At 72.2% G+C, this 24855-nt stretch carries 15 protein-coding genes; 7 read left to right on the forward strand and 8 right to left on the reverse strand.

The genetic code is table 11. The annotated features are described in order from the left end of the window. Positions 1 to 56: 56 nt before the first annotated feature. Both ACFYRY_RS04530 and ACFYRY_RS04535 read right to left on the reverse strand, forming a co-directional pair. A complete protein-coding gene (locus ACFYRY_RS04530) occupies positions 57 to 953 on the reverse strand; it encodes an RNA polymerase sigma-70 factor (protein ID WP_389139894.1) in 897 nt (298 codons plus the stop codon). A 106-nt stretch (positions 954 to 1059) separates the two neighbouring features. After that, positions 1060 to 2289 carry an NAD(P)/FAD-dependent oxidoreductase gene (locus ACFYRY_RS04535; RefSeq protein WP_389139897.1) on the reverse strand — a complete coding sequence of 410 codons (1230 nt, stop codon included), beginning with the start codon at positions 2287 to 2289 and terminating at the stop codon, positions 1060 to 1062. 118 nt (positions 2290 to 2407) lie between these two features. On the opposite strand from ACFYRY_RS04535, the gene ACFYRY_RS04540 reads away from it, so the two are divergent. The 5 genes from ACFYRY_RS04540 (at position 2408) to ACFYRY_RS04560 (ending at position 11948) form a co-directional block, all read left to right on the forward strand. Further along, positions 2408 to 4219: an acyltransferase gene (locus tag ACFYRY_RS04540; RefSeq protein WP_389139899.1), complete on the forward strand. Its 1812-nt coding sequence runs from the start codon at positions 2408 to 2410 to the stop codon at positions 4217 to 4219. 162 nt (positions 4220 to 4381) lie between these two features. Further along, the gene (locus tag ACFYRY_RS04545) at positions 4382 to 5422 is read left to right on the forward strand and encodes an NAD-dependent epimerase/dehydratase family protein (RefSeq protein WP_389141076.1); all 1041 of its coding nucleotides are present in this window, start codon (positions 4382 to 4384) and stop codon (positions 5420 to 5422) included. Positions 5423 to 5599: 177 nt separating this feature from the next. After that, entirely contained in the window at positions 5600 to 7618 is a 2019-nt protein-coding gene (locus ACFYRY_RS04550; protein WP_389139901.1) for an NlpC/P60 family protein, read from the forward strand. Positions 7619 to 7990: 372 nt separating this feature from the next. Beyond that, positions 7991 to 10906, forward strand: coding sequence for a glycosyl hydrolase 115 family protein (locus ACFYRY_RS04555; RefSeq protein ID WP_389141078.1), 2916 nt, complete (start codon positions 7991 to 7993; stop codon positions 10904 to 10906). 229 nt (positions 10907 to 11135) lie between these two features. Continuing rightward, positions 11136 to 11948 (forward strand): LuxR C-terminal-related transcriptional regulator, encoded by an 813-nt coding sequence (locus tag ACFYRY_RS04560; RefSeq protein WP_389139904.1) that lies wholly within the window; start codon positions 11136 to 11138, stop codon positions 11946 to 11948. Here ACFYRY_RS04560 and ACFYRY_RS04565 read toward each other — a convergent pair. From ACFYRY_RS04565 to ACFYRY_RS04580, 4 genes are read right to left on the reverse strand one after another with little or no spacing between them, the layout of a single operon-like run. Further along, complete coding sequence (locus ACFYRY_RS04565) at positions 11881 to 13080, reverse strand: XdhC family protein (protein ID WP_389139907.1); 1200 nt, start codon at positions 13078 to 13080, stop codon at positions 11881 to 11883. The two genes, ACFYRY_RS04560 and ACFYRY_RS04565, sit on opposite strands and share 68 nt — an antisense overlap. Further along, positions 13073 to 15190: a xanthine dehydrogenase family protein molybdopterin-binding subunit gene (locus ACFYRY_RS04570; RefSeq protein WP_389139909.1), complete on the reverse strand. Its 2118-nt coding sequence runs from the start codon at positions 15188 to 15190 to the stop codon at positions 13073 to 13075. The genes ACFYRY_RS04565 and ACFYRY_RS04570 overlap by 8 nt, the downstream gene beginning before the upstream one ends. Continuing rightward, on the reverse strand, positions 15187 to 16179 hold the full coding sequence (locus ACFYRY_RS04575) for an FAD binding domain-containing protein (RefSeq protein ID WP_389139911.1): 993 nt from the start codon (positions 16177 to 16179) through the stop codon (positions 15187 to 15189). The genes ACFYRY_RS04570 and ACFYRY_RS04575 overlap by 4 nt, the downstream gene beginning before the upstream one ends. Beyond that, positions 16176 to 16733, reverse strand: a complete 558-nt coding sequence (locus ACFYRY_RS04580) for a (2Fe-2S)-binding protein (RefSeq protein WP_389139914.1) — start codon at positions 16731 to 16733, stop codon at positions 16176 to 16178. The genes ACFYRY_RS04575 and ACFYRY_RS04580 overlap by 4 nt, the downstream gene beginning before the upstream one ends. Positions 16734 to 17251: 518 nt before the next feature. On the opposite strand from ACFYRY_RS04580, the gene ACFYRY_RS04585 reads away from it, so the two are divergent. Beyond that, positions 17252 to 18442 carry an NAD(P)/FAD-dependent oxidoreductase gene (locus ACFYRY_RS04585; protein WP_389139917.1) on the forward strand — a complete coding sequence of 397 codons (1191 nt, stop codon included), beginning with the start codon at positions 17252 to 17254 and terminating at the stop codon, positions 18440 to 18442. A gap of 10 nt (positions 18443 to 18452) precedes the next feature. Then, positions 18453 to 19391, forward strand: a complete 939-nt coding sequence (locus ACFYRY_RS04590; RefSeq protein ID WP_389139920.1) for a sigma-70 family RNA polymerase sigma factor — start codon at positions 18453 to 18455, stop codon at positions 19389 to 19391. A 144-nt stretch (positions 19392 to 19535) separates the two neighbouring features. Here ACFYRY_RS04590 and ACFYRY_RS04595 read toward each other — a convergent pair whose 3' ends face one another. Together ACFYRY_RS04595 and ACFYRY_RS04600 are read right to left on the reverse strand one after the other, a co-directional pair. Further along, positions 19536 to 21212: a cellulase family glycosylhydrolase gene (locus ACFYRY_RS04595; protein WP_389139922.1), complete on the reverse strand. Its 1677-nt coding sequence runs from the start codon at positions 21210 to 21212 to the stop codon at positions 19536 to 19538. A 176-nt stretch (positions 21213 to 21388) separates the two neighbouring features. Continuing rightward, a complete protein-coding gene (locus tag ACFYRY_RS04600) occupies positions 21389 to 24763 on the reverse strand; it encodes a pyruvate carboxylase (RefSeq protein ID WP_389139925.1) in 3375 nt (1124 codons plus the stop codon). Between the last annotated feature and the right edge of the window lie 92 nt (positions 24764 to 24855).

Consider the following 24855-nt stretch of genomic DNA (forward strand, 5'->3'; position numbering starts at 1 on the left):
CGGTCGGCCCGGGGCGGAGGCCTCGGGCCGACGCCGCTGCGTCCGCGGATGGCACGTCAGCGAAGGGTGAGCGGGGTCTCGTGTTCGAGATGGGACAGCTTCTGCGGGTTGCGGACGTAGTAGAGACCGGTGATGCGGGCGTCCTCGACCCGGAAGGCCATGACGCCGTCGATCTCGCCGTCCAGGCGTACCAGGAGTGCCGGGCTGCCGTTGGCCACGGTGGGGGCGACGGTGATGGGGAGTTCGTTCTTGCCGAGACCGCCGATCATGAAGCGGGCCACCTTGTCGGCGCCGATGATCGGCCGCAGCGCTGCCTGCTTGATGCCGCCGCCGTCGCCCATGAGGACGACCTCTGGGGCGAGCACGTCGAGCAGGCCCTGCGGGTCCCCGGTCTCCAGTGCGCGCCGGAACGCCTCCAGAGCCACCCGGGTCTCGCTCGCGGAGACCACCTCGCGAGGACGACGGGCCTCGACATGCCGACGGGCACGGTGGGCGATCTGGCGGACGGCCGCGGGGCTCTTGTCGACGGCGGCCGCGATCTCCTCGTAGCTGACGTCGAAGGCCTCGCGCAGCACGAAGACGGCGCGCTCGGTCGGCGACAGCGTTTCCAGGACGAGCATGAGCGCCATCGACACGCTCTCGGCGAGCTCGACGTCCTCCGCCACGTCCGGCGCGGTGAGCAGCGGCTCGGGCAGCCATTGGCCGACGTACGACTCCTTGCGGCGACTCAGGGAGCGCAGCCGGTTGAGCGCCTGCCGGGTCGTGATCCGGACCAGGTAGGCACGCTGGTCGCGCACCTCCCCCAAGTCGACCTTGACCCACCGCAGCCAGGTTTCCTGGAGGACGTCCTCCGCGTCGGCTGCCGATCCGAGCATTTCGTAGGCGACGGTGAAGAGAAGGTTGCGGTGGGCGACGAAGGTCTCGGTCGCCGGATCGGTGGCGTGGTCGCTCATGTCTCGACCCCTTTCCATGGGTAACCCTTCCCTGGTAGCCAACGTGGACTGGCCGAGGCGGCCATGGGTGATCATCGCGCCTGCCATGAGGAAAACCCAGCGATGCTCAGAGCCGGGCCGTGTGTTCAGCGGTGGCCGGCGCCTCTTCGCGCTCGGCCTGCAGCGCCTGCCGGCGCTTGGCACCTCCCGAGACGCGGTGCAAGCTGTACGAACCCGGCTTGCGTGCCTCGCCCGCCAGATGCTTGACGATGCCCGTGCACACGACCTCCTTGAGCTTCGCGCCGGGGCGGCCGTCGATGTGGAACCACAGCGCGATGTCGTTCCGGTGGGCGAACTGGAAGATGCCGGCACGTCGCCCCAGGCTGATGCACTGGCCGGCGAACACCTGGTTGAGGGTCGAGGGCTGCTCACCGTCGATCCGGCTGAGCACCGTGTCGGCGGCCCGCGCGCCCAGCGGCATCGCGGCCTGGCAGCTCATCCGCAGGGGCAGGTTCGACGGTGCCGCAGAGTCGCCGGCCGCGACGATGCGTACGTCGTCCACGCTTGTCAGGGTCTCGTCCGTGAGCAGGCGGCCCAGGGCGTCGGTGCTGAGCCCGCTGCGGTCGGCCAGGTCCGGCACGCCGAATCCGGTGGTCCAGACGGTCACCGCGCTCGGCAGCTCGCGGCCGCCACTGAGCCGCACGGCCTCGCGGGTCACAGCCGTCACGGTCGCGTCGGGGCCTTCGAGCACAGTCACACCGAGTGCGGCGAAACGCTTGGCAACGGAACGTCGGCCCCGAGGATGCAGGTACGGACCGAGTACCTCTCCGCAGACCAGGGTCACGTCACGGCCCTGCTCCGCCAGCTCGGCCGCGGTCTCGATGCCGGCCGGACCGGCTCCGACGACCGTCACCGCGGCCGTCGCGGGCGTGGCGTCGAGGACCGGCCGCAGCCGCCCGGCCTCCTCGAAGGTGGCGATCGGGTAGGCGAACTCGGCCGCCCCGGGCACCGTCGGGTCGGCGCTGCCGCTGCCCACCGCGTAGACCAGGTAGTCGTAGCCGACCGTGCCGCCCGTCGCCAGCCGCACGGCGCGCTCGGCCGCATCGATGCGTGTCACGGTGTCGACCACCAGCCGGACGCCGTCGGCCAGGACCTCCCGGTAGTCGACGACCGCGTCGTGGGAACCGGCCACCAGTTGGTGCAGGCGGATCCGCTCGACGAAGGTCGGGCGCGGGTTGATCAGAGTCACCGTCACGCCGTCGCGCCGCGTCAGGCGGTCGGCCGCCATGACGCCGGCGTATCCGCCGCCGATCACGACCACATCGATGTTCCCGGTCGTGTCGATGTTCTCAGTCATGGTGTCTCCTTCGGCTCCAGGGGTTCGACCTCAAGACACCGCCTGACCGATCGCTGTGACAGCTTGTGAGGCAGATCACTCCACCCACGACCGAGGGGGTGTCGCTAGCGTGCGGTTCATGGATCTGCGACGACCCGAACCGTCCGTGCGGCACTTCGACCACTGTCCGTGGCTGTTCGCCGGGGAGGCGAGCGAGGACCAGCGCTCGGCCCAGCGGGAACGGCAACAGTCGATAGGCGGGGACAGTGAGATCGGCGAGCGGTGCTACGTCGCCGAGTCGGCGGCGGTGTTCCCCGACCGGCTGCGGCTCGGGGACGGCTCGTACATCGCCGCCCACGCCTATGTGACCGGGGAGCTGACCGCCGGTGCGGACTGCACGCTCAACCCGTTCACGACCGTGCGTGGTGATGTGGTGCTGGGCAGCGGGGTCCGGATCGGGGCGCACACCTCGCTCCTCGGCTTCAACCACTCCATGGCTCCCGACCGCCCGGTCTTCCAACAGCCCCTCACCAGCCGGGGGATCAGGATCGGGGACGACGTGTGGATCGGCTCGCACGTGGTCGTGGTGGACGGGGTGACCATCGGCGACCACTGTGTGATCGGTGCCGGAGCGGTGGTGACCAGGGACCTGCCGGCCTGGACGGTGGCCGCCGGGAACCCCGCGCGGCACATCCGCGACCGACGGGACGCCGGCGCGGGCGACGATCGACGGGACGACGGATCGCGCGGTGCCGTCGGCGCGGAGTCCAGCGGCGCCGGCGGTCACGCGTCCGGTACCGGGTCGGACCACTCCTCCCACCACACCACCGTCGAAGCCCCACGTCGCTCCCCCGGCCGCCCGGCCGGCACCGAGTTGAGCCGTTTCGCCGACACCGTCCGCGCTCAGGCCCCCGAACTCCTCGCCCGCTGCTGGGACGGTGACCGCTACGTCGACCGTCCCGGCGCGGCGCCCACCGTTCGGGCCCACTGCGACGCCGTGGAGATCGCCGACCTGCTCCTGGGGGCGGCGCCCGAGCAGCTGACGCCCGATGAGCACACGGGCCGCCTGGCCGCGCTGCAGGATCCGCGCACCGGGCTGGTGCCGGAGTTCGGCGAGAGCCTGGAGGAGGACGGCTTCCCCCGTGCGGGGGCGGCGCTGTACCACGTCCTCTGCGTCGGCTACGCCCTCGACCTGCTGGGCTCCCGCCTGCCGCATCCGGTGCGCGGGGCAGGCGAGATGACGGCCGGTCATCTCGTCGCGCGACTCGACGAGTTGCCCTGGCGTGACGAGGCGTGGAGCGCCGGTGCCTGGGTCGACGCCTGGGCCACGGCCGCCCACTGGAACCTGCGGCGTTCCGAGGACGGGGGTATGGAGCCGGGCGCGGTGGAGTCGTTGTTCGGTTGGCTGCTCTCCCGTGCGGATCCGTGGACCGGAATGTGGGGCGCCCCCTCGCCCGAGGCGGGCCGGTTGCAGGTGGTCAACGGCTACTACCGGCTGACGCGCGGCTCGTTCGCCCAGTTCGGTCTGCCGGTGCCGCACCCGGAGCGGGTCGTGGACGCGGTGGTGGACCATGCCCGCGACGGGCGGTACTTCGGCGCGGGCCAGGAGAACGCCTGCAACGTCCTGGACGTGGCCCACCCGCTGTGGCTGTGCACCCGCCGACTGGGGGCGAACGGCGGCCACGGCTACCGTGCGGCCGAGATCCGCGCCTGGGCCGAGCGGCAGCTGGCGGCGGCTCTCCCCCGTTGGCGGGACGGCCGGGGCTTCGGCTTCGGCCCCGGCGCCTCGGGTCCCGGTCCCGAACCCGGCCTCCAGGGCACCGAGATGTGGCTGGCGATCATCTGGCTCCTGGCCGACCTGCTGGGCCGCTCCGACGAGCTGGGCTACCGCCCACGTGGCATCCACCGCCCCGAGCCGGCCCGCGCGACCCAGGGCTACGCGGAGGCGTAGCGCAGACCCGATCCTCCGCTCGGACCGCGCAGTCCGCTCTCGCCCTGCCATTCCCTTTCGGCAGGGACATGCCCGACCCTGTCCCGGGGGCGCGGATCGTCGCGCCCTCGGACGGAGCGGTGACCGGGACTGAGGAGCGCACGCGTGGGCGAGGTCGGGGAGATGGCCGTGCTGGTGACCGGCGGCAGTGGGTTCGTCGGCAGCCACCTGGTGCGACGGCTGCTGGAGCGGGGCCACCGCGTCCACGCCACCGTACGCAGCGTCAGACATCCGGCGAAGGTGCGCCCGCTGCGGGAGATGCAGCGGGCGTTTCCCGGCCGGCTGACCCTGTTCGAGGCGGACCTGCTGCGGGAGGGCTCCTTCGACGAGGCGATGACCGGCTGCCGGGTGGTCTTCCACGTGGCGTCGCCGTTCTTGATGCCGGAGAAGATCAAGGACGGGCGCCGGGACATGGTCGATCCCGCGCTGCTCGGCACCCGCAACGTGCTGGCGAGCGTGGAGCGGACCTTGACGGTCGAACGGCTGGTCTTCACCTCCACCGTCGGCGCGATCTTCGGCGACTACGCCGACGTCCTGGAGATGGACGACCAGGTGTTGTCGGAGAAGTACGTCAACACCACCAGCACGGTGGAGAACAACCCGTACCACTACGCGAAGACGGTCGCGGAACAGGCCGCCTGGGAGGCGGAGGCGGCCCAGGACCGCTGGCGGATGGTGTCCGTCAACCCGGGCCTGATCCTGGGCCCTTCGCTCGCCCCCGCCTCGGAGTCCGGCAGCCTGTTCCTGCTGGAGGAGTTGTTCAAGGGCTACTTCTTCTACGGCGCCCCGGACTTCAGCTTCACCACGGCGGACGTACGGGACGTGGCCGACGCGCACATCGCGGCCGCGGAGCACGCCGACGCGAAGGGCCGCTACATCGTCGCGGCGCCGACGATGACGTCCTTCCACGAGATGGCGCGCGTCATCCGCACCCGGTACCCCCGTGATCCGCGCCTGCCTCGCACCGCCCTCCCGCACTGGCCGGTGCGGATTCTGGGCCCGGCCTTCGGGCTCACCCAGGACTACATCCGTAAGCACCTCGGCATCCGGTTCCGGGTGGACAACAGCAGAAGCGTGCACGAACTGGGCCTCAGCTACCGCCCGATCGAGGAGACTGTGCTCGATCACTACGAGGCGTGGCGACACCGCGCCGGCAAGAGATGACGCATTCATGCCCCCTGAAAGCAGAGAGGGATGAAGGTCACAGCAACCTATCGGACATTTGGCATCTCAATCTTCACACTAGTCACACAAGTTGGCTAAGTTAGTTCGTGGCTCACACGACTCCCTCCGGCGAACCCGCCGAGTCGCGTGCCCCAGCACGGAAGGAGTACGGCCCCCATGGCGCCGGAACGAACCTCGCGCCCCGGTGGAAACGGTCTCCCGGGTATGCGCAACTCCGCGCTGGCGACGGCTGCTCTCACCTCGGTGGCCCTGCTCTCGCAGACCGCGGGCGCGGTGGCAGCCCCGGGAGACGACGCGCCGAGCCGCGACGAGGTGCAGCAACGGGTCAACAGCCTGTACGACCGCGCCGAGACCGACACGGGGAACTACAACGCGACCCGCGCGGCGGCGATCCCGCGCCAGCGGGGCGGCGCGCCCGCGAGCGCGGGGCGGCGCGGCGCCGGTCCGGCCACCGACAACGACCGTGAGCCCGCCGCTCCCGCGCTCGGTGACGTCGCCCGGCAGTGGTTCGACGTGGCCCGCGCCAAGCTGGGCCCGACCGTCCCGGCCGCTCTGCCGGCCGACCGGATGCCGCCCCGTCCGACCCGGGCGCCCCAGGCCCGGCCGTCGCGCCCGGCTGAGGCGCCGACGAACGCCCTCGCCCTCGAAGGGCCGAAGACGGCCGACCGTGCCGTCCCGGAGCTGACCGCCGGGTCCGCGTCCGAGCTGACCTCCAGATCCGTTCCGGCGCTGCCGAGCGCGCCCACGCCCGCGCAGGATGCCCCCGGAGCGCTGTCCGCGGCGTCCGCCGCATCCGCCACCGACTCCGAGTCGTCGCCGTTGCGGGCCACCAAGCAGCGCAACCAGCAAAAGCTCACCCAGGCCCGCGAGTTGCTGGCCACCCACCGCTCCGCACAGCTCGGCACGCAGCTCACGGCGATCGAGTCCCGCCCCGCCGAGGGCACCTGGCCCGCCCCCGCGGAAGCGGCCCCGGACCAGACCGGCACCCACTGGCAGCTCGTCCCGCAGGCCGCCGACCTCATCCCGGACACGTCCGCCAACCCGAGCTATCCGCAATCCGCGGAGCTGCCGGTCACGGCCGCCCCGACGTTCACCAGCCCCCTTCCCGCCGGCACGGCCGCCACGCCCGCCCCGGGCCTCCCGGCCGACCAGACCTTCACGCCGTCACACGGTGTGCCGGTGCTCCCGGTTGCCGGCCTGCCCACCACCCCGGCCTCCACGCCGCCACACGGCGTGCCGATGACCCCGGCCCCTGCGTACGCCACGAACCTCGCGACCACCCCGGCCTCCACGCTCACTCCGGGCCTCCCGGCCGACCCGGCCTCCACGCCGTCACACGGCGTGCCGGTGACCCCGGCCCCCGGCCTGCCCACCGCCCCGGCCGCCATGCTCACCCCGGGACCGGTCGGCCTGACCTTCGCACCCATGCCCGGTCCAGCCACCGCCCCGGGTCCCGCATACGACACGAACCCGCCGACCGCCCAGGCCACCGCACTCACCCCGGGCCTCCCGGTCGAGCAGACCTTCACGCCGTCACACGGCGTGCCGGTGCTCCCGGTTGCCGGCCTGCCCACCGCCGCGGCGCCCGCGTACGCCACGAACCCGGCCGCCACGGCCACCTTCACCCCCACTCCGGGCACGGTCAGCGCACCGGCCCCCGCATACGCCGCCGGCCCGCCGGCCGTCCAGACCTTCACGGCCGGCCTTCCCGTGCCCCCGGTCGCCGCGTACGCCACCGCGGCATCCGCCGCCCCGGTCCCCGCCCCTGCACCTGTCGCGTCCGTTCCGGCCGCCCAGGCGGCGGACGCCGGGTACGACCTCAAGGCCGCCAAGGTGGTCGCCTTCGCCCGCGCCCAGATCGGCCGGCCGTGCGTGTGGGGCGCGGCCGGGCCGGGTTCGTACGACGCGGCCGGACTGACCCAGGCGTCCTGGAAGGCCGCCGAGGTAGGACTTCCGCGCACCGCGCAGGGGCAGGCGACCGCCGGCATGGCGGTCCCCCTCGATGAGGTCCGGGCCGGGGACCTGATCTTCTTCTTCGACGACCTCAGTCACGTGGGCCTCTTCATCGGCAACGGCACGATGATCCACGCGCCGGGCCCGGGGGCGTACATCCGCGAGGAGTCCGTCTTCCACGCCGGCGAGGCGGCGATCCGCGGCGCGGTGCGCCCCGCCTGAGACCGGGCGCCGCAAGGCGCCGCACACGTCACCTCGGCCGGGCCGCGCACCGTTCACTTCGACCGTGCGCGGCCCGGCCCACCGCTCCTCGATCACTGCCGATCTCCGCCGCGCCGCCACCCGCGCACACCTCTGGACGCCCCCTCGCTGCCTGACCTAGGGTGCATAGCAAGCGCTTTCTGGCCTGACCATGCCAACGCGCGCCCTCGTCCTCCCCGCACCCCGGCCACTCTCGACCGTCCATGCGCACGGCTCCGCGCCGGCCCGCACCCTCAGCCGTCGCGGGCCGGCGCGGAAAGGCAGCGTCTCGTGCCGCACCACGAACCGCAGGTCCCGCCGCAGCCGCCCACCCGCAAGTCGTTCCTGCGCGGCATGGCCGCCGTCGGAGTCGCTCCCCTGCTCCCGGCCGCCCTGCCCGCCGTCGCCGAGGCCGCGTCGTCGGGGCGCCCGGCGTTCCCGCTTGCCCGGGACGGCGTCGCCGTCGACGTGTTCGTGGACGCGGCGGACGACCCCGCCGTGATCCGCGCCGCCGGCGACCTCCAGGCGGACGTGGAGCGGGTCACCGGCGTCCGCCCCCTGCTCCGGCACACCCTGCCCGACCGCGCGGGGCTCCTGGTCGTGGTGGGCACCCTGGGCGCGAGCCCGGTGGTCGACCGGCTGGTCTCCGAGCGGCGCCTGGACGTCTTGGGGGTGAAGGGGCGCTGGGAGGCGTCCGTGACCCAGGTGGTGGACCGTCCGCTGCCCGGAGTGGGCCGCGCCCTGGTGATCGCCGGAAGTGACCGGCGCGGCACGGTCTACGGCGTCTACGACACCTCGGAGCGCATCGGGGTCTCGCCCTGGTACTGGTGGGCGGACGTGCCCGTCCAGCACCACGACACGGTGACCGTGCCCGCGGGACCCCTCAAGCGGTACGAGCCGTCCGTCCGTTACCGGGGCGTCTTCATCAACGACGAGCAGAACCTGACCACATGGTCCCAGCGGACCCAGGAGCCGGACAAGAACATCGGCCCCGAGACGTACAAACGGGTCTTCGAACTGCTGCTGCGTCTCAAGGCCAACTACCTCTGGCCCGCCATGCATCCGTACTCGGACTTCTTCAACAAGTACCGGGACAACCCCGAACTCGCGGACCGGTACGGCATCGTCGTCGGCTCCAGCCACCCCGAGGCCCTGCTGCGCAACGGCGTCCATGAATGGGACCCGTGGGCCGCGGAGCACCGGGGCCCGGACGGCGGCCTGCCGGTCTACGACTACACGGTGAACCCCGCCGTCATCTCGGACTACTGGAGAGCCCGGGCGAGACAGAACGCGGCCTACGAGAGCAGTTGGACGCTCGGCATGCGCGGCCTGCACGACAGCGCGCTGGAGACCAAGCACGCGACCACCGTCCCGGAGAAGGTGGCGGTGATGAACGACATCATCGCCGACCAGCGCCGGATCCTCACCGAGGAGGTCGGTGCGGGGACCGAGCCGCAGATCTTCATCCCGTACAAGGAAGTGCTGGAGCTGTACAACGCGGGCGTCCGGGTCCCCGAGGACGTCACACTGATCTGGCCGGACGACAACCACGGCAACATGCGCCAGCTGCCGAACGAGACCGAGCGCGATCGGCCGGGCGGCAACGGCATCTACTACCACCTCTCCTACTGGGGTCGTCCGCGCAGCTACCTGTGGCTGGACACCACCCAGATCGCCAAGGTCTGGCAGGAGCTGCGCCGGGTGTACGAGCACGGCGTCGACCGGATGTGGATCTTCAACGTGGGTGACCTCAAGTCGATCGAGACCGGCCTGTCCTTCGCCATGGACGTGGCCTGGGACGTGGACCGGTGGAGCGCCGACACCGTCGAGGACTTCCTGGCGGAGTGGTACGGGCGGCAGTTCGGGCGGCGCCACGCGCGGGAGATCACCGCCATCCGGACCGAGTACTACCGCCTCGCGGGCGAGCGGCGACCGGAGTTCATCGACCGCCAGATGTTCTCCGTCGTGCACCACGGCGACGAGGCGGGACGCCGCCTGGCGGCCCACGAACGGCTGCTGGCACGGGCTCGGGCGCTGGGCGCCGAGCTGCCCGAGGCCTACCGGGACGCCTTCTACGAGCTCGTCGAATACCCGGTGCACGGCGCGTACTTGATGAACCTGAAGTACTACTGGGCGGACCGCAACGCCCTGGCGGTCCGGCAGGGGCGCGGGGCGGGGACCAACCGTTTCGCGGACCTGGCCGAGGCCGCCCACGCCGAGGAGGCGGCGATCACCAGGCGGTACAACACCGAGGTGGCGGGCGGGAAGTGGGACGGGATCGTCAACCCGTACCCCTCGCAGATCCCGAAGGCTCCCGGGCGACCGGCCGTCACCCGGATCAGCCGACAGGAGAGCTCCGGCCTGGGCGTGGCCGCCGAGGGCAACGAGACGGGGACGGACCGGCCGCTGTCCTTCTCCTCGTTCACCCGCGACCGGCGTTTCCTGGACGTCTTCAACACCGGTTTCCTGACCCTGGACTGGAGCGCCGAGGCCAGTCACCCCTGGGTGCGGCTGAGTGCGGCGGGCGGCTCGCTGACCGAGCAGACCCGGGTGTGGGTGGAGATGGACTGGGCGCGCATGCCGGAGGGTACGCACGGCGCCACGGTGACCGTCGGCGGCGCCGGGCGGCGGGTCGAGGTGCCGCTGCGGGTGGTCAACGACGGGGAACGGGCGCGCCGTCGGGCCCGGGGGTTCGTCGAGGCCCACGGGTACGTGTCGATCGACGCCGTGCACACCGAGCGGCGGGTGGCCCGCGGCGGGGCCCGCTGGCGGACCGTGCGCGGGCTGGGGCGTCGTACGGGCGCCGTCGAGGCGGTTCCGTCGACCGCGGCGCCGGTCACCGGGAACTTCGCGAGCCGGGCTCCCGAACTGCGGTACCGGGTGCGGTTCGCGAGTGCGGGGAGCTTCGCGGTGACCGTGTTCCGGCTGCCCTCCCTGGACGAGCGCGGGCTGCGCCGGGTGGCGGTCGCCCTCGACGACCAGCCGGCCACCGTGCTGTCCGGTCAGGCGATCGCCACCGGCAACCGGGGGGACGCCTGGGCCCGCAACGTCGAGGAGGGCGTGGAGAAGCTGACCACCACCGTGACCGTCGGCGCACCCGGCGAGCACGTCCTGCGGCTGTTCATGGTGGACGCGGCGATCGCCGTGGACCAGATCGTCGTGGACACCGTTGGGCTTCCGGTCACCTACCTCGCGCCACCGGAGAGCTACCACCCGGTGTTCAACCCGGACCCCGGGTACGCGCCGGGCGTGGACGCTCCCACCCAGTAAGGCCCGGGTGGGCCGCCGGTCCCCCGCGCCGGCGGCCCACCCGGAATCCGCGGGGCCGCGCACCGGGTGACGACCACGGCCTGTTCCCCCGCTTCGTGCGCACAGGCGCCGTGTGCTGGAGTCACATCCGAGAACGTCGCTGTCGCGCAAACTGGATTGTGGAACAGCGAGCGGCGCGCCGGTATGGGTACAACTACGTATCCGGACGGGCCGGACACACGGAGGGGACATGGCACAGGGGCTGGGCGGCGCCTACGAGCGCATGCTGTCGGTGGCTGTCGCGGCACTTCACGAGCGTGAACCCCGGCAGTTGTGGCCCCTGTTGGCGAACGCCCTGCCGGATCTGCTGGGCGCCGAGACCGTGATCTACAAACTGGACGACTGGAACGAGAGCGCGGGCACGGTCGGTGTGTCGCCGGCCGCCGCCGCGCAGTTCGGGCGTTTCGGGGACGAGGCCATGGGTCTGCTGCGCACGGGTTACCCCTTCGCGGGGCACTACGCGACCGGACCGGACCGGACGCCCGTCACGGCACGTCAGGCGGCCGGGGCGGCCTGGTCCGCCAGTGAGACCGCCCGGCTGATCGGTGACCTGATGGACGCCGACCAGGTGCTGGGGATTCCGCTGCCCCGGTCGGCCGCCCCGATCACCGGGTGCCTCGTCTACCGTCGCGGCCGGGACTTCACCGACGACCACGTCCGGGTCGCCGAGCAGGTGCAGCCGCTGCTGGCGGCCGTCGAGCAGCAGCGGCAGCTTCTGGAGCGCTGGCGGTTCCTGACCGCGGGGAACCTCGTCCGGGACGCCCCCGGGGAGTCGGCCGCGGACCTCGGTCTGACGCCCCGGGAGACGGCCGTGCTGGTCCTGCTCAGCGACGCCCTGACGGCGACCTCCATCGGCCGCCGCCTGGGCATCTCGGACCGTACGGTCCACAAGCACATCGCCAACGTCTACCGCAAACTCGGCACGCACGACCGCATCAGCACGGTGCTGCGCGCTCAACGGCTCGGCCTCGTCCCCGCGCCGTCCGGGGGCGCGTCGCGCTGACCGGCGGCGCCGAACCGTTCGGCTCGGCACGGTGGATCGGCGTCCCTGAGCCGGTCAGCGGTGCGCCGGTCCCGCCCCGCCGGGTCGCGACGATCTCCGCCGCGATGGACAGCGCGGTCTCCTCCGGCGTACGGGCGTTCAGGTCGAGGCCGATCGGTGACCGCAGCCGGGACAACTCCCGTTCGGTCAGGCCGACTTCGCGCAGCCGTCGGTTCCGGTCGAGGTGGGTGCGGCGTGAGCCCATCGCGCCCACGTAGGCGACCGGCAACCGCAGGGCCTCGGTGAGCAGGGGTACGTCGAACTTGGCGTCGTGGGTGAGCACGCACAGCACCGTGCGCGCGTCGGTCGCGGTGCCCCGCAGATACCGGTGCGGCCAGTCGATCACGATGTCGTCCGCCTCGGGGAAGCGGGCCGGGGTCGCGAAGACGGGCCGGGCGTCGCACACGGTCACGTGGTAGCCAAGGAACTTCCCGGCACGCACGAGCGCCGCGGCGAAGTCGATCGCACCAAAGACGATCATGCGGGGCGGCGGCACGCTCGACTCGACGAGCAGGGTCAGTCCGCCTGGGCAGTGCGGGCCGTCCGGCAGGTCGAGGGTGCCGGTCCGGCCGACCTCCAACAGGGCCCCGGCCTCGGCGGCGACCGTGCCGTCCAGTGCCGCGGGGCCGCCGAGTCCGCCCTGGAGCGAGCCGTCGGCCCGAACCAGCAGGGCCGTGCCGAGGAGTTCGGCGGGGCCGCGCACCACCCGGGCGACGGCCGTCGGCTCACCTTCGGCGGCGGCCGCCAGCGCGGCCCGGTACACCGGCCGGGCGGGGGCGTCCGCGCGGACCGGTGTGACCAGGATGTCGATGACTCCGCCGCAGGTCAGCCCGACCGCGAAGGCGTCCTCGTCGCTGTAGCCGAACTGCTCGAGGACCGTCTCGCCGGTGTGCAGGGCGCGTTCGCACAGGTCGTAGACCGCGCCCTCCACACAGCCGCCGGAGACCGAGCCGATCACCGTGCCCGCACCGTCGACAGCGAGGGCCGCGCCGGGGCCGCGCGGGGCGCTGCCGCCGACGGCCACCACCGTGGCGACGGCGAACTCCCGCCCCTCCTCGGCCCAGCGGTGCAGCTCTGCGGCGATGTCAAGCATGGCCGCCCGCCAGCAGGACACGGTCGGGCCGGATCGGCAGGTCGCGGTGGCGTACGCCGGTCGCGTGCCAGACCGCGTTGGCGACGGCCGCCGCCGCGCCCACGATGCCGATCTCGCCGATGCCCTTGATGCCGACCGGGTCGTCCGGGTCGGGGTCGTCGACCCAGTCCGCCTCGATGGCCGGGACGTCCGCGTGGGCGGCGACGTGGTAGCCCGCGAGGTCGGCGCCGTAGTGGCCGCCGGAGGCCAGGTCCCGGACCCCCTCCTCGTGCAGGGCCATCGAGATGCCCCAGGTCATGCCGCCGACGAACTGGTTGCGGGCGGTGAGCGGGTTGACGATCCGGCCGGCCGCGAAGATGCCGAGCATCCGGCGCACCCGTACCTCGCCGGTGGCGGTGTCCACGGCGACCTCGGCGAACTGGGCGCCGAAGGAGTGCCGTTCCCTCTGCGCGAGGGCGCCGATGGCCTCCGTGGTGTCGGACCGTACGGTGATCCCCTCGGGCGGGATGTCGGCACCGAGGGCGAGCCGCTCCCGCAGTTCCTTGGCGGCGGCCATGACCGCCCAGGCCCAGGAGCGGGTGCCCATGGAACCGCCGGCGATGAACGCCGGGCCGAGGTCGCTGTCACCGATGCGCACCCGGACGTCTGCCGTTGTGGTCAGCAGGGCGTCGGCGGCGACCAGGGTGAGCGCGGTCCGGGCGCCCGTCCCGATGTCCGCGGCGTTGACCCGCACCGTGAAGGTGCCGTCCGCCTCCGCCGTCACGGCCGCCGTGGACGGTCCGGCGCCCGCGGGGAAGGACGCGGCCGCCGTGCCGGTGCCGAGCAGCCAGCGCCCCTCGCGGCGCAGGCCGGGGCGCGGGTCCCGCTCCGCCCAGCCGAACCGGCGGGCGCCCTCCCGGAAGCAGGCCATCAGGTTGCGGCCGCTGAAGGGCAGTCCGGACACCGGGCCCCGGTCGGGATCGTTGCGGGCGCGCAGTTCGATCGGGTCGAGGCCGCACTTCTCGGCGAGTTCGTCGATCGCCGACTCCAGCGCGAACGATCCGGGTGCCTCGCCCGGCGCACGCATCCAGGTCGGGGTCGGCACGTCGAGCCGTACGACCCGGTTGCCGGTGTGGTGGGCGTCGGCGTCGTACATCGTGCGGGACGGGGCTGCGGCCGACTCGATGAACTCGTGCACGGTGGAGGTGGCGCTCAGGGAGCGGTGCTCCAGCGCGCGCAGCCGGCCGTCGGCGTCCGCGCCGAGCCGCAGGCGCTGCCGGGTGGGGCTGCGGTAGCCGGCCAGCGAGAACATCTGACGACGCGTCATGACCACCCGCACCGGGCGGTGCAGCTCGGTCGCGGCCATCACGGCGGCCACCTGGTGGGCGCGGACGCCCTTGCTGCCGAAGCCGCCGCCGACGTGTTCGGACCGCACCCGTACCGTGGCCGGGTCGAGCGAGAACAGGTTCGCCAGTTCGCTCGCCACCCAGGTGGTGCCCTGGTTGGAGTCGACGACCTCCAGCCGGCCGCCGTCCCACCGGGCCGTCGCGGCGTGCGGCTCCATCGGGTTGTGGTGCTCTTCCGGGGTCGTGTACTCCTCGTCCACGACCACGGCGGACGCGGCGAGTTCGGCGTCGAGATCGCCCTTCTCCGTCACCGCGGGCCCATGCGCGTCGAGCGCGTACGCGTCGGGGTGCTCGCCGGAGAACGTGACGTCGTGCGGCTCGGTCTCGTAGTGCACGACCAGCGCCTCGGCGGCTTCCCGGGCCTGCTCGGAGGTGTCGGCGACGACCAGCGCCACCGGCCAGCCCATGTGCGGTACCCGGTCGTGCTGGAAGACGGCCACGGTCTGGTCCGGGACGCCCAGCACACCGACGTAGCCGCTGTCGACGCGTGGGGCGTTGCCGTGGTGCAGGACGGCGACCACACCCGGCATGGCGAGGACGGGACCGTCCTCCACCGAGCGGATCCGGCCGCGGGCCACAGTCGACAACACCAGCCAGCCGTGGGCGAGTTCGGCGAACGGGATCTCTCCGGCGTAGCGGGCGGCTCCGGTGACCTTGTCCCGGCCCTCGACACGGGTGTGCGCGGTGCCGACGGCGTTCTTGCGGGCCGTGGGAGCTGTGGTCATCGGGCGGCCTCCTCGGCGAGTTCGGTCAGGACGGCCACCACGAGGTTGCGCATGAGGGGCACCTTGTATCCGTTGTGCGGCAGCGGTTTCGCGGCGGCCAGTTCGGCGTCCGCCGCGGCGGCGAAGGTCTCGGCGTCGGCGGGAGCGCCGGTCAGCGCGCGTTCGGCCGCGCGAGCCCGCCACGGCCGGGAGGCGACCGCGCCGAACGCCAGCCGCACGTCCTGGACGACGCCGTCCCGGACGTCGAGCGCGGCGGCGATGGAGCCGATCGCGAAGGCGTACGAGGCGCGCTCGCGCACCTTGCGGTAGCGGGAGTGGGCAGCCACCGGAGCGGGCGGCAGGCTCACTCCGGTGATCAACGCGCGCGGCGGCAGCGCCGTCTCCCGGTGCGGGGTGTCACCCACCGGGAGGTAGAAGTCGGCGAGCGGCAACTCGCCGGGCCCGTCGGCTGTTTCGTACGACACGACGGCGTCGAAGGCGGTCAGCGCCACGCCCATGTCGGAGGGGTGGGTGGCCACGCAGTGGTCGGAGGCGCCCAGGATCGCGTGGTTGTGGTGCTCGCCGGCGATGGCGGGGCAACCGCTGCCGGGGGTGCGCTTGTTGCAGGGCTTGGCCAGGTCGGTGAAGTAGCCGCAGCGGGTGCGCTGGAGCAGGTTGCCGCCGACGGTGGCCATGTTGCGCAGCTGACCGGAGGCGCCGGCCAGGACCGCCTGGGCCAGCGCCGGGTAACGGCGGCGGACGTCGGGGTGGGCGGCGAGGTCGCTGTTGGTGACGGTCGCGCCGATGCGCAGCCCGCCGTCCGCCGTCACCTCGATGTCGTCCAGGGGGAGTTCGCGGACGTCGACGAGCCGGGCGGGACGTTCCACGCCGGTCTTCATCAGGTCGACGAGGTTGGTTCCGCCGCCGAGGAAGCGGGCCCCCGGGTCGGCGTCGAGCAGGGCCAGGGCGCCGGAGACGTCGTGCGCGCGCCGGTAGTCGAACTCCCTCATGCCGAAGCCTCCGTGGTCATGTTCCCAGCCGCGCGGGCGACCGCTTCGACGATCGACACGTACGCGCCGCAGCGGCACAGGTTGCCGCTCATCCGCTCCCGGATCTCCTCGGCGGTCAGGGGTGGCGGCCCGGCCTCGGGACTGACGTCGTCGGTGGCGGCGCTCGGCCAGCCGGCCGCGTGTTCCTCGATCACCGCGACGGCCGAACAGATCTGACCCGGCGTGCAGTAGCCGCACTGATAGCCGTCGAGGTCGAGGAACGCCTGCTGCACGGGGTGCAGTCGGTCGCCTTCGGCCATGCCCTCGATGGTGGTGATCTCGCGTCCCTCGGCGGCGACGGCGAGCTGGAGGCAGGACACCGCCCGGCGGCCGTCGAGCAGGACGGTGCAGGCGCCGCACTGCCCCTGGTCGCAGCCCTTCTTGGTGCCGGTCATATCGAGGCGCTCGCGCAGGGCGTCCAGCAGGGTCGTGCGGTGATCCACGGACAGGGTGTGCTTCTCGCCGTTGATCTTCAAAGTGACGGCACTGTGTGTCGTCGCGGGGGGTGGGGCCATGATCAGTCTTCTTTCGCGTGTCCGGGGTGGCGTCGGGGCGAGGGTCCGACACCTGGAGTGCACTCAAACGGACAACTGTCCGCAAGTACCGAACGTAGTCGGCGGTCGCCCGGTCAGCAAGGACGACTTTCGGACGCGAGAGTGCGAGGCGGCCCGGTGCCGCCGGAAGTGGGGCACGCCCGTGCGCTCGGACGTGCGACGCGATCGCGAACGCGACCTGGATGCGGCCTCGTCCGAGCTGATCACGCGGGCACTTCGCCGCGATCGTTCTTGAGTGCCGGTGCGCGAAGCAAGGCCTCACATCTGGGCGGTGGGCCGGACGACGATCTCACCGGAGATCCACCCGACGCTTGATCTCGCAACTCGACCGAGATTAAGCACAGTTGGGACACATGACTGCCACAGTCGACCTCAGCGCGGCTCGTCTCGTGTCGGTGACCCACGTCACACCCGGCTCCTGTCAGCAATCGGGGCGCGGTCTCGTTCAAGGGGCACGCGAACGAGACAGGAGCATCGCCATGAAGCACCGCATTGTCGTACTCGGCGCCGGATACGCCGGGGCCTTCGCCGCCGGTAACCTGGCCCGTCGGCTGTCTCCCGCCGACACCGAGATCACCGTCGTCAACGCCGTGCCCGACTTCGTTGAGCGGATGCGGCTCCACCAGCTCGCGACCGGCCAGGACCTGGCGTTCCGCAAGCTCGCCGACATATTCGCGGGTACCGGGGTACGGCTGCGCCTGGCGCGCGTCACCGCCGTCGACCCCGAGCGCAGGACCGTGGCTGTGACCGGCGAGGACTGCGACGGAGAACTCGCGTACGACACGCTTCTCTACGCGCTCGGCAGCTCCGTGGCCCCCCATGGCGTCCCCGGCGTGGCCGAGTACGCCTTCGATGTGACCAGCCTGTCCTCGGCGCTGCGTCTGCGCGAGCGCCTGGCCGGACTGGGCGAGGGCGGCACCGTGCTGGTGGTCGGTGAGGGGCTGACCGGCATCGAGACCGCCACCGAGCTCGCCGAGTCCCGGCCCGACCTCTCGGTCGCACTCGCCGCCCGCGGCGAGCTGGGCGCCTGGCTCTCCCCGAAGGCGAACCGTCACCTGCGCCAGGCCTTCGACCGGCTCGGCATCACCGTGCACGAGCACACCAGCATCGAAGCTGTCGAGCCGACACGGGCGATCGCCGCCGACGGTACGTCCATCCGGGCAGACGTGACCCTGTGGTCGGCCGGGTTCGCCGTACACCCCATCGCGGCTGCCAGCGGCTTGCAGGTCGCCGAGACCGGCCAGGTCGTCGTCGACCGCACCATGCGCTCGGTCTCGCACCCGGACGCCTACGCCGTCGGCGACTGCGCCTACGCGATCGGCGAGAACGGCCGGCCGCTGCCGATGTCCTGCGCCTCGGCCGGCTCCACCACTATGCAGGCGACGGCCGCGATCATCGCGCGCCTGACGGGCAGCAAGGTCCCTACCGTCGGGCTGAAGTATTACGGCAACCACATCAGCCTCGGGCGGCGGGACGCGATCTTCCAGATGGTGGACGGGGACGTCCGGTCGAAGTCCTGGTACCTGGGCGGCCGGATGGCCGCGCGGCTCAAGTCGGGCGTGCTCAAGGGGGCCGGGTGGGGCATCGTCCACCCGACCTTCGGCATGCCGAAGCGCAAGCGCCACCTGGCCACCGCGCGGGACCGGGCCGGTGCGAAGGTCGCCGCATAGGCTCCTGCACATGGACAGCGCAGCCATCGGTCGATTCGAGGCCAGCCGGGGTCGGCTGGCCTCGCTCGCGTACCGTCTGCTCGGCTCGGCCGCCGACGCCGAGGACGCCGTGCAGGACACGTTCCTGCGCTGGCAGGCCACGGACCGGGAACGCATCATGGTGCCGGAAGCGTGGCTGACCAAGGTCGTCACCAATCTCTGCCTCGACCGGCTCCGCTCGGCGCAGGCGCGGCACGAGCGCGCTGTCGGAGTCTGGCTGCCCGAGCCCCTCCTCGAAGGCGACCCGATGCTCGGCCCTGCCGATACCTTCGAGCAGCGCGAATCGGTGTCCTTGGCCGTACTGACCCTCATGGAGCGCCTCTCGCCGGTCGAGCGGGCCGCCTACGTCCTGCGCGAGGCCTTCTCGTACCCTCACGCCGAGATCGCCGGGATCCTCGACATCACCGAGTCCGCGAGCCAGCAGCATGTCCACCGGGCCCGGCGCCGGATCACCGCCGAGCGCCGCGACGTCGACGAGGTGGACCCCGCGTCCGCGCGCCGGATCGTCGAGGAGTTCCTCGCCGCGGCCACGTCGGGGCGCACCGAACGGCTGGTGGCGATGCTCACCGCCGACGTGACCGCGGTCTCGGACGGCGCCGGACTGGCCCGGCGGCTGCTGCGGTACACGACGCGCGAGCGCATCGCCTCCTACGTACGGGCCGGCTTCAAGTCCACTCCGGCGAAGCGGCGGCTGGCCGGCGGCACCCCTGCGATGCACATCGTGCTGGTCAACGGCTCCCCGGCCGTCCTGGCCGTGGTCGACGACCGGGTCGTGGGCATCGTGGCGTTCGAAGTCAGCGACGGCAAGGTCGCGTCCCTGCACGGCATCGCCGCCGCGGACCGGCTCGCGCGCCTCAATGAGGCCTGGCAGCAACACGAACCCGACGCGCCGGTCATCAACGCATGGTGACCGGAGCCCCCGGACAGCAACTGCCAGGCATGGCCGAACAGGGAAAGCGCACCCGGGCTGCCCGGAACACCAACCACCCAGCTCGGACGCTCGCTTGCGCCCGCCCGCGGAGGCGGACGGCCCCCGCGGGAAGGCGGCGACCCGTCAGGCGATGGAGCAGGCGCTGCCGTTGAGCGTGAAGGCCGTCGGGGCGGTGTTGGTGGCTGACTTGGTGCCGATGAAACCGATGGTGACCGAGCCGCCCGGGGAGATGGTGGACGTGTAGGAGGCGGGGGTCACGCTCACCGAGGCGCCGCTCTGGGTGGGGGTCCCGCCCCACATGGTGGTGACGGTCTGGCCGTCGGCGAAGCCGAAGGCGAGTTTCCAGCCACTGATGGCTGCGGTGCCGGTGTTGCGGAGGGCGATCTCGCCCTGGAAGCCGCCCTGCCATGCGCCGACGACGCGGTAGCCGACGGAACAGGTCCCGGCGGGGGCGCTGCCGGTGGTCACGTTCACCGTGGCGGAGCGGGCCGAGCGGTTGCCGGCCGCGTCCCGGGCGTAGACGGCGAAGGTGTACCCGGTGCCGGCGGTGAGGCCGGTCACGGTCACGGAGTTGGTGGTCGAGGAGGCCACCTTGGTCTCCGTGGCGCCGCTGACCCGGACGACGTCGTAGCCGGTGACGCCGACGTTGTCGGTGGCGGCCGCCCAGGTGAGGGCGGCGGACGTGGCCGTCACCGCGGAGGCGGCCGGGGTGCCGGGAGCCGTCGGGGCCTGGGTGTCGCCCGGGTTGCCGCCGCCGAAGACGGTGGCTTCCCTGGAGGTCTGGGCGATGCCGTTGACGCCGTTGAAGATGCGCTGGCCCCACGCGCTCAGCCGCTTGGCGTCGAAGTCGATCGCCAGGTCGAGGATCGGGTCGGTGTTGCCGCTCCAGGACCAGGCGAGGTAGCCGAGCTTCAACTGCTGGGCGGTGGCCATCATGGTGTCCTCGTCGGGGTCGCCCCACTGGTCGGCGGGACCGCCGAACTCGCCTATGAGGAGCGGCAGTTTCGCCTTGACGAAGGCGTTCAGATAGTCGGTGATCTCCGCCGCGGTGTCGAAGACGCTGTACATGTGGATCGAGAAGATCAGGTTGCCGGTGGTGTCCGCGTCGTAGACGCTCTGGGCGTTGGCGCGCATGACGCCCTGCCAGTCCTGGCCCCAGTTGGGCGCGTCCACCATGATGGTGTGCTGGAATCCGGCGGCGCGCAGCTTCTTGACCGCGGCGGTCGTGGGGGCGGTCCAGCCCTCGGGGCCGGTGTTGCCCCAGGGCTCGTTGCCGATGTTGATGATGATGTAGTTCTCCTGGCCGGCCAGCACGTCCTTCAGGCCGATCCAGTAGTCGGCGGCCTGATCCAGCGTGCCGGCGGCGGCGTCCTCGCCGTAGCCGGTGGTGTCGTGCACCTCCAGGACGCAGATGAGCCGGTTGGCCTTGCACTGGGCGATGACGTCGGCCACGTCGGCGGCGCTGTTCGCGGTCCAGCGGTGGCCGTCGGCCAGGACGACGCGGACGGTGTTGGCGCCGAGCGCCTTGACGTCGGCCAGCGACTGCGTCTCGTTCGGGTACCAGGTGTGGGCGTGGTTGACGCCGCGCATGACGAAGTCGTTGCCGTTGCCTTCGACCAGCCGGCCGTCGCTGATGTGGAGGCCGGTGGCCTTGGTCGAGGGCGACTGCGCCACGGGCGACTGCGCCTCGGCGACGGCCGGGCACAGGACACCGAGGACGGCGAGTCCGACGAGGGTGGCGAGGCCGGCCAACAGCCTGGTCAAGGGGTTCTCTCGTGTCGTGCTGCGTGGTGTTCTCACTGCGGCTCCAGGGGGTGAGCGCCAGGAACTCAGGCATCGACAGAAGTATGGGAGCGCTCCCATAAAGCCATCCGGTCGAGTACACGTCAAGACTTGGCGCAGCCTGGAGCCACCACCGTGGAGCCCCTTACGGCAGCGGACGGCACCCTTGCGACGCGGGTGCCGCCCGGTGGATGTCAGGCGATCTCGACCAGCAGGTCGCCGCCCTCCACCTGCTGGATCTTGTTGATCGCCAGCCGGGAGACCCGCCCGGCCTTGGGGGCGGTGATCGCCGCCTCCATCTTCATCGCCTCGATGGTGGCGACGGTGACCCCGGCGTCGACCTCGTCGCCCTCGGCGACGGTGAGGGTCACCACCCCGGCGAACGGCGCGGGGACATGGCCGGGGTTGGCGCGGTCGGCCTTCTCGGTGCTGGGGATGTCGGAGGAGGCCGCGGTGTCCCGCACCTGGATCGGCCGCAGTTGACCGTTCAGGGTGGACATCACGGTCCGCATGCCGCGTTCGTCGGCCTCACCGACGGCTTCCAGAGCGATGAGGAGCCGGACGCCGGGTTCGAGGTCGACGGCGTACTCCTTGCCGGGCCTGAGGCCGTAGAAGAAGTCCTTGCTGTCCAGCAGGCTGGTGTCGCCGTAGGTGTCCCGGTGGGTCTCGTACTCGCGGGTCGGCCCCGGGAACAGCATCCGGTTGAGGGTGGCGCGCCGGTCCTTCTCCAGCCCGGTGCGGTCCTCGGCGGTCAGTTCCGGTACGGGCTTGGCGTCGGCGCGGCCCTGGAGCGCCTTGCTGCGGAACGGCTCCGGCCAGCCGCCGGGCGGCGTGCCCAGCTCGCCGCGCAGGAATCCGATGACGGAGTCCGGGATGTCGAACTTGTCGGGCGTCGTCTCGAACTCGTCGGGTGTCACTCCGGCGCCGACGAGGTGCAGGGCGAGGTCGCCGACCACCTTGGAGGAGGGGGTGACCTTCACGAGGTGGCCGAGGATGCGGTCGGCGGCGGTGTACATCGCCTCGATGTCCTCGAAGCGGTCGCCGAGGCCCAGCGCGACCGCCTGGGTGCGCAGGTTGGACAGCTGACCGCCGGGGATCTCGTGGTCGTAGACGCGTCCGGTGGGCGAGGCGAGGCCCGCCTCGAAGGGGGCGTAGATCCTGCGGACGCTCTCCCAGTACGGCTCCAGGTCTCCGACGGCCCTCAGGTCCAGCCCGGTGGGCCGCTCGGAGTGGTCGGTCGCGGCCACGATCGCCGACAGGGAGGGCTGCGAGGTCGTACCGGCCATGGAGGCCACCGCCCCGTCCACCGCGTCCGCGCCCGCCTGGATCGCCGCCAGGTAGGTGGCGAGCTGGCCGCCCGCCGTGTCGTGGGTGTGGATGTGGACCGGCAGGTCGAACTCGCGGCGCAGGGCGGAGACCAGCTTCGCGGCGGCCGGGGCACGCAGCAGACCCGCCATGTCCTTGACGGCCAGGACGTGGGCACCGGCGTCCACGATCTGCTCGGCGAGACGCAGGTAGTAGTCGAGGGTGTAGAGCCGCTCGTTCGGGTCGGACAGGTCGGAGGTGTAGCAGAGGGCGACCTCGGCGATCGACGTGCCGGTGGCGCGTACGGCGTCGATGGCGGGCCGCATCTGGCCGACGTCGTTGAGCGCGTCGAAGATCCGGAAGATGTCGATGCCGGTGTGGGCGGCCTCCTGCACGAAGGCGTCGGTCACCTCGGTGGGGTAGGGCGTGTAGCCCACGGTGTTGCGGCCGCGCAGCAGCATCTGCAGGCACAGGTTCGGGACGGCCTCGCGCAGGGCGGCCAGCCGCTCCCACGGGTCCTCGGCGAGGAAGCGCAGGGCCACGTCGTAGGTGGCGCCGCCCCAGCACTCCAGGGAGAGCAGTTCGGGCAGGGTGCGTGCGACGACGGGGGCGACGGCGAGCATGTCCTTCGTGCGGACCCGGGTGGCCAGCAGCGACTGGTGGGCGTCCCGGAAGGTGGTGTCGGTGACGCCGATGGTCGGGGAGGCGCGCAGCCAGTGGGCGAAGCCCTCCGGGCCGAGTTCGGTGAGCTTCTGCTTCGAACCGGCGGCGGGCTCGGTGTCTGCGGTCCGCGGGAGTTTGCTGCTCGGATCGATCAGGTCGGGCCGCTCACCGTGCGGCTTGTTCACCGTCACGTCGGCCAGATAGGTGAGCAGTTTGGTGCCGCGGTCGGCGGAGTGGCGGGACGTCAGCAGGTGCGGGCGCTGCTCGATGAACGACGTGGTGACGCGGCCCGCCTGGAAGTCCGGGTCGTCGAGGACGGCCTGGAGGAACGGGATGTTGGTGGACACGCCGCGGATGCGGAACTCGGCCACGGCACGCCGGGCGCGGTTGACCGCGGTGGTGAAGTCCCGGCCCCGGCAGGTGAGTTTCACCAGCATCGAGTCGAAGTGCGCGCTGATCTCCGTACCGGCGTGGGTGGTGCCGCCGTCGAGGCGGATGCCCGAACCGCCGGGCGAGCGGTAGGCGCTGATCCGGCCGGTGTCCGGGCGGAAGCCGTTGGCGGGGTCCTCGGTGGTGATCCGGCACTGGAGGGCGGCGCCGTGCAGGGTGACCTTGTCCTGCGAGAGTCCGAGGTCGGCCAGGGTCTCGCCGGCCGCGATGCGCAGTTGCGCCTGGACCAGGTCGACGTCGGTGACCTCCTCGGTGACCGTGTGCTCGACCTGGATGCGGGGGTTCATCTCGATGAAGACGTGGTTGCCCTCGCGGTCGAGCAGGAACTCCACGGTGCCCGCGTTGCGGTAGCCGATCTCGCGGGCGAACCGCACGGCGTCGGCGCAGATCCGGTCGCGCAGATCCGGGTCGAGGTTGGGCGCGGGGGCGAGCTCGATCACCTTCTGGTGGCGGCGCTGCACCGAACAGTCCCGCTCGAAGAGGTGGATGACGTTGCCCTGGCCGTCGGCGAGGATCTGCACCTCGATGTGCCGGGGCTCGACGACGGCCTTCTCCAGGAAGACGGTGGGGTCGCCGAACGCGGACGCCGCCTCGCGGGCCGCCGCCTCGATGGACTCCCGCAGCTGCGCGGGTTCCTCGACCCGGCGCATACCGCGCCCGCCACCGCCGGCGACCGCCTTCACGAACACCGGGAAGCCGATGTCGTCGGCGGCGGCGACCAGCTCGTCCACGTCGCTGGAGGGGGCCGAGGAGCCCAGCACCGGGACGCCGGCCGCACGGGCCGCGGCCACCGCGCGCGCCTTGTTGCCCGTCAGCTCCAGGATCTGCGCGCTCGGCCCGACGAAGGTGATGCCCGCCTCCTCGCAGGCCCGCGCGAGTTCGGGGTTCTCGGACAGGAAGCCGTAGCCCGGGTAGACGGCGTCGGCGCCCGCCTGGCGGGCCGCGCGGACGATCTCGTCGACGGACAGATAGGCCCGTACAGGATGCCCCGGTTCACCGATCTCGTAGGCCTCGTCGGCCTTGAGCCGGTGCAGCGAGTTGCGGTCCTCGTACGGGAAGACGGCGACGGTCCGCGCGCCCACCTCGTATCCGGCGCGGAAAGCGCGAATCGCGATCTCACCACGGTTGGCGACCAGTACCTTGCGGAGCATTCCCGTTCCCTTCGGCCTGCCGGTGAAGAACACCATGGTCCCGGCTATACCCCGACCCTGCCATGAGACCCGGGTCACGTCGAAGGAATGTC

The sequence above is a fragment of the Streptomyces sp. NPDC005263 genome (assembly GCF_042872365.1).
In the GTDB taxonomy this organism is placed as follows: Bacteria; Actinomycetota; Actinomycetes; order Streptomycetales; family Streptomycetaceae; genus Streptomyces.

What these genes read in the sequence shown, in the direction of transcription:
- ACFYRY_RS04580 (WP_389139914.1), bottom strand. Translation starts at nt 16,733, where the DNA reads ATGGCCCCACCCCCCGCGACGACACACAGTGCCGTCACTTTGAAGATC.
- ACFYRY_RS04555 (WP_389141078.1), top strand. Translation starts at nt 7,991, where the DNA reads ATGGCCGCCGTCGGAGTCGCTCCCCTGCTCCCGGCCGCCCTGCCCGCC.
- ACFYRY_RS04550 (WP_389139901.1), top strand. Translation starts at nt 5,600, where the DNA reads ATGGCGCCGGAACGAACCTCGCGCCCCGGTGGAAACGGTCTCCCGGGT.
- ACFYRY_RS04565 (WP_389139907.1), bottom strand. Translation starts at nt 13,080, where the DNA reads ATGCTTGACATCGCCGCAGAGCTGCACCGCTGGGCCGAGGAGGGGCGG.
- ACFYRY_RS04590 (WP_389139920.1), top strand. Translation starts at nt 18,453, where the DNA reads ATGGACAGCGCAGCCATCGGTCGATTCGAGGCCAGCCGGGGTCGGCTG.
- ACFYRY_RS04575 (WP_389139911.1), bottom strand. Translation starts at nt 16,179, where the DNA reads ATGAGGGAGTTCGACTACCGGCGCGCGCACGACGTCTCCGGCGCCCTG.
- ACFYRY_RS04570 (WP_389139909.1), bottom strand. Translation starts at nt 15,190, where the DNA reads ATGACCACAGCTCCCACGGCCCGCAAGAACGCCGTCGGCACCGCGCAC.
- ACFYRY_RS04535 (WP_389139897.1), bottom strand. Translation starts at nt 2,289, where the DNA reads ATGACTGAGAACATCGACACGACCGGGAACATCGATGTGGTCGTGATC.
- ACFYRY_RS04545 (WP_389141076.1), top strand. Translation starts at nt 4,382, where the DNA reads ATGGCCGTGCTGGTGACCGGCGGCAGTGGGTTCGTCGGCAGCCACCTG.
- ACFYRY_RS04540 (WP_389139899.1), top strand. Translation starts at nt 2,408, where the DNA reads ATGGATCTGCGACGACCCGAACCGTCCGTGCGGCACTTCGACCACTGT.
- ACFYRY_RS04600 (WP_389139925.1), bottom strand. Translation starts at nt 24,763, where the DNA reads ATGCTCCGCAAGGTACTGGTCGCCAACCGTGGTGAGATCGCGATTCGC.
- ACFYRY_RS04530 (WP_389139894.1), bottom strand. Translation starts at nt 953, where the DNA reads ATGAGCGACCACGCCACCGATCCGGCGACCGAGACCTTCGTCGCCCAC.
- ACFYRY_RS04560 (WP_389139904.1), top strand. Translation starts at nt 11,136, where the DNA reads ATGGCACAGGGGCTGGGCGGCGCCTACGAGCGCATGCTGTCGGTGGCT.
- ACFYRY_RS04585 (WP_389139917.1), top strand. Translation starts at nt 17,252, where the DNA reads ATGAAGCACCGCATTGTCGTACTCGGCGCCGGATACGCCGGGGCCTTC.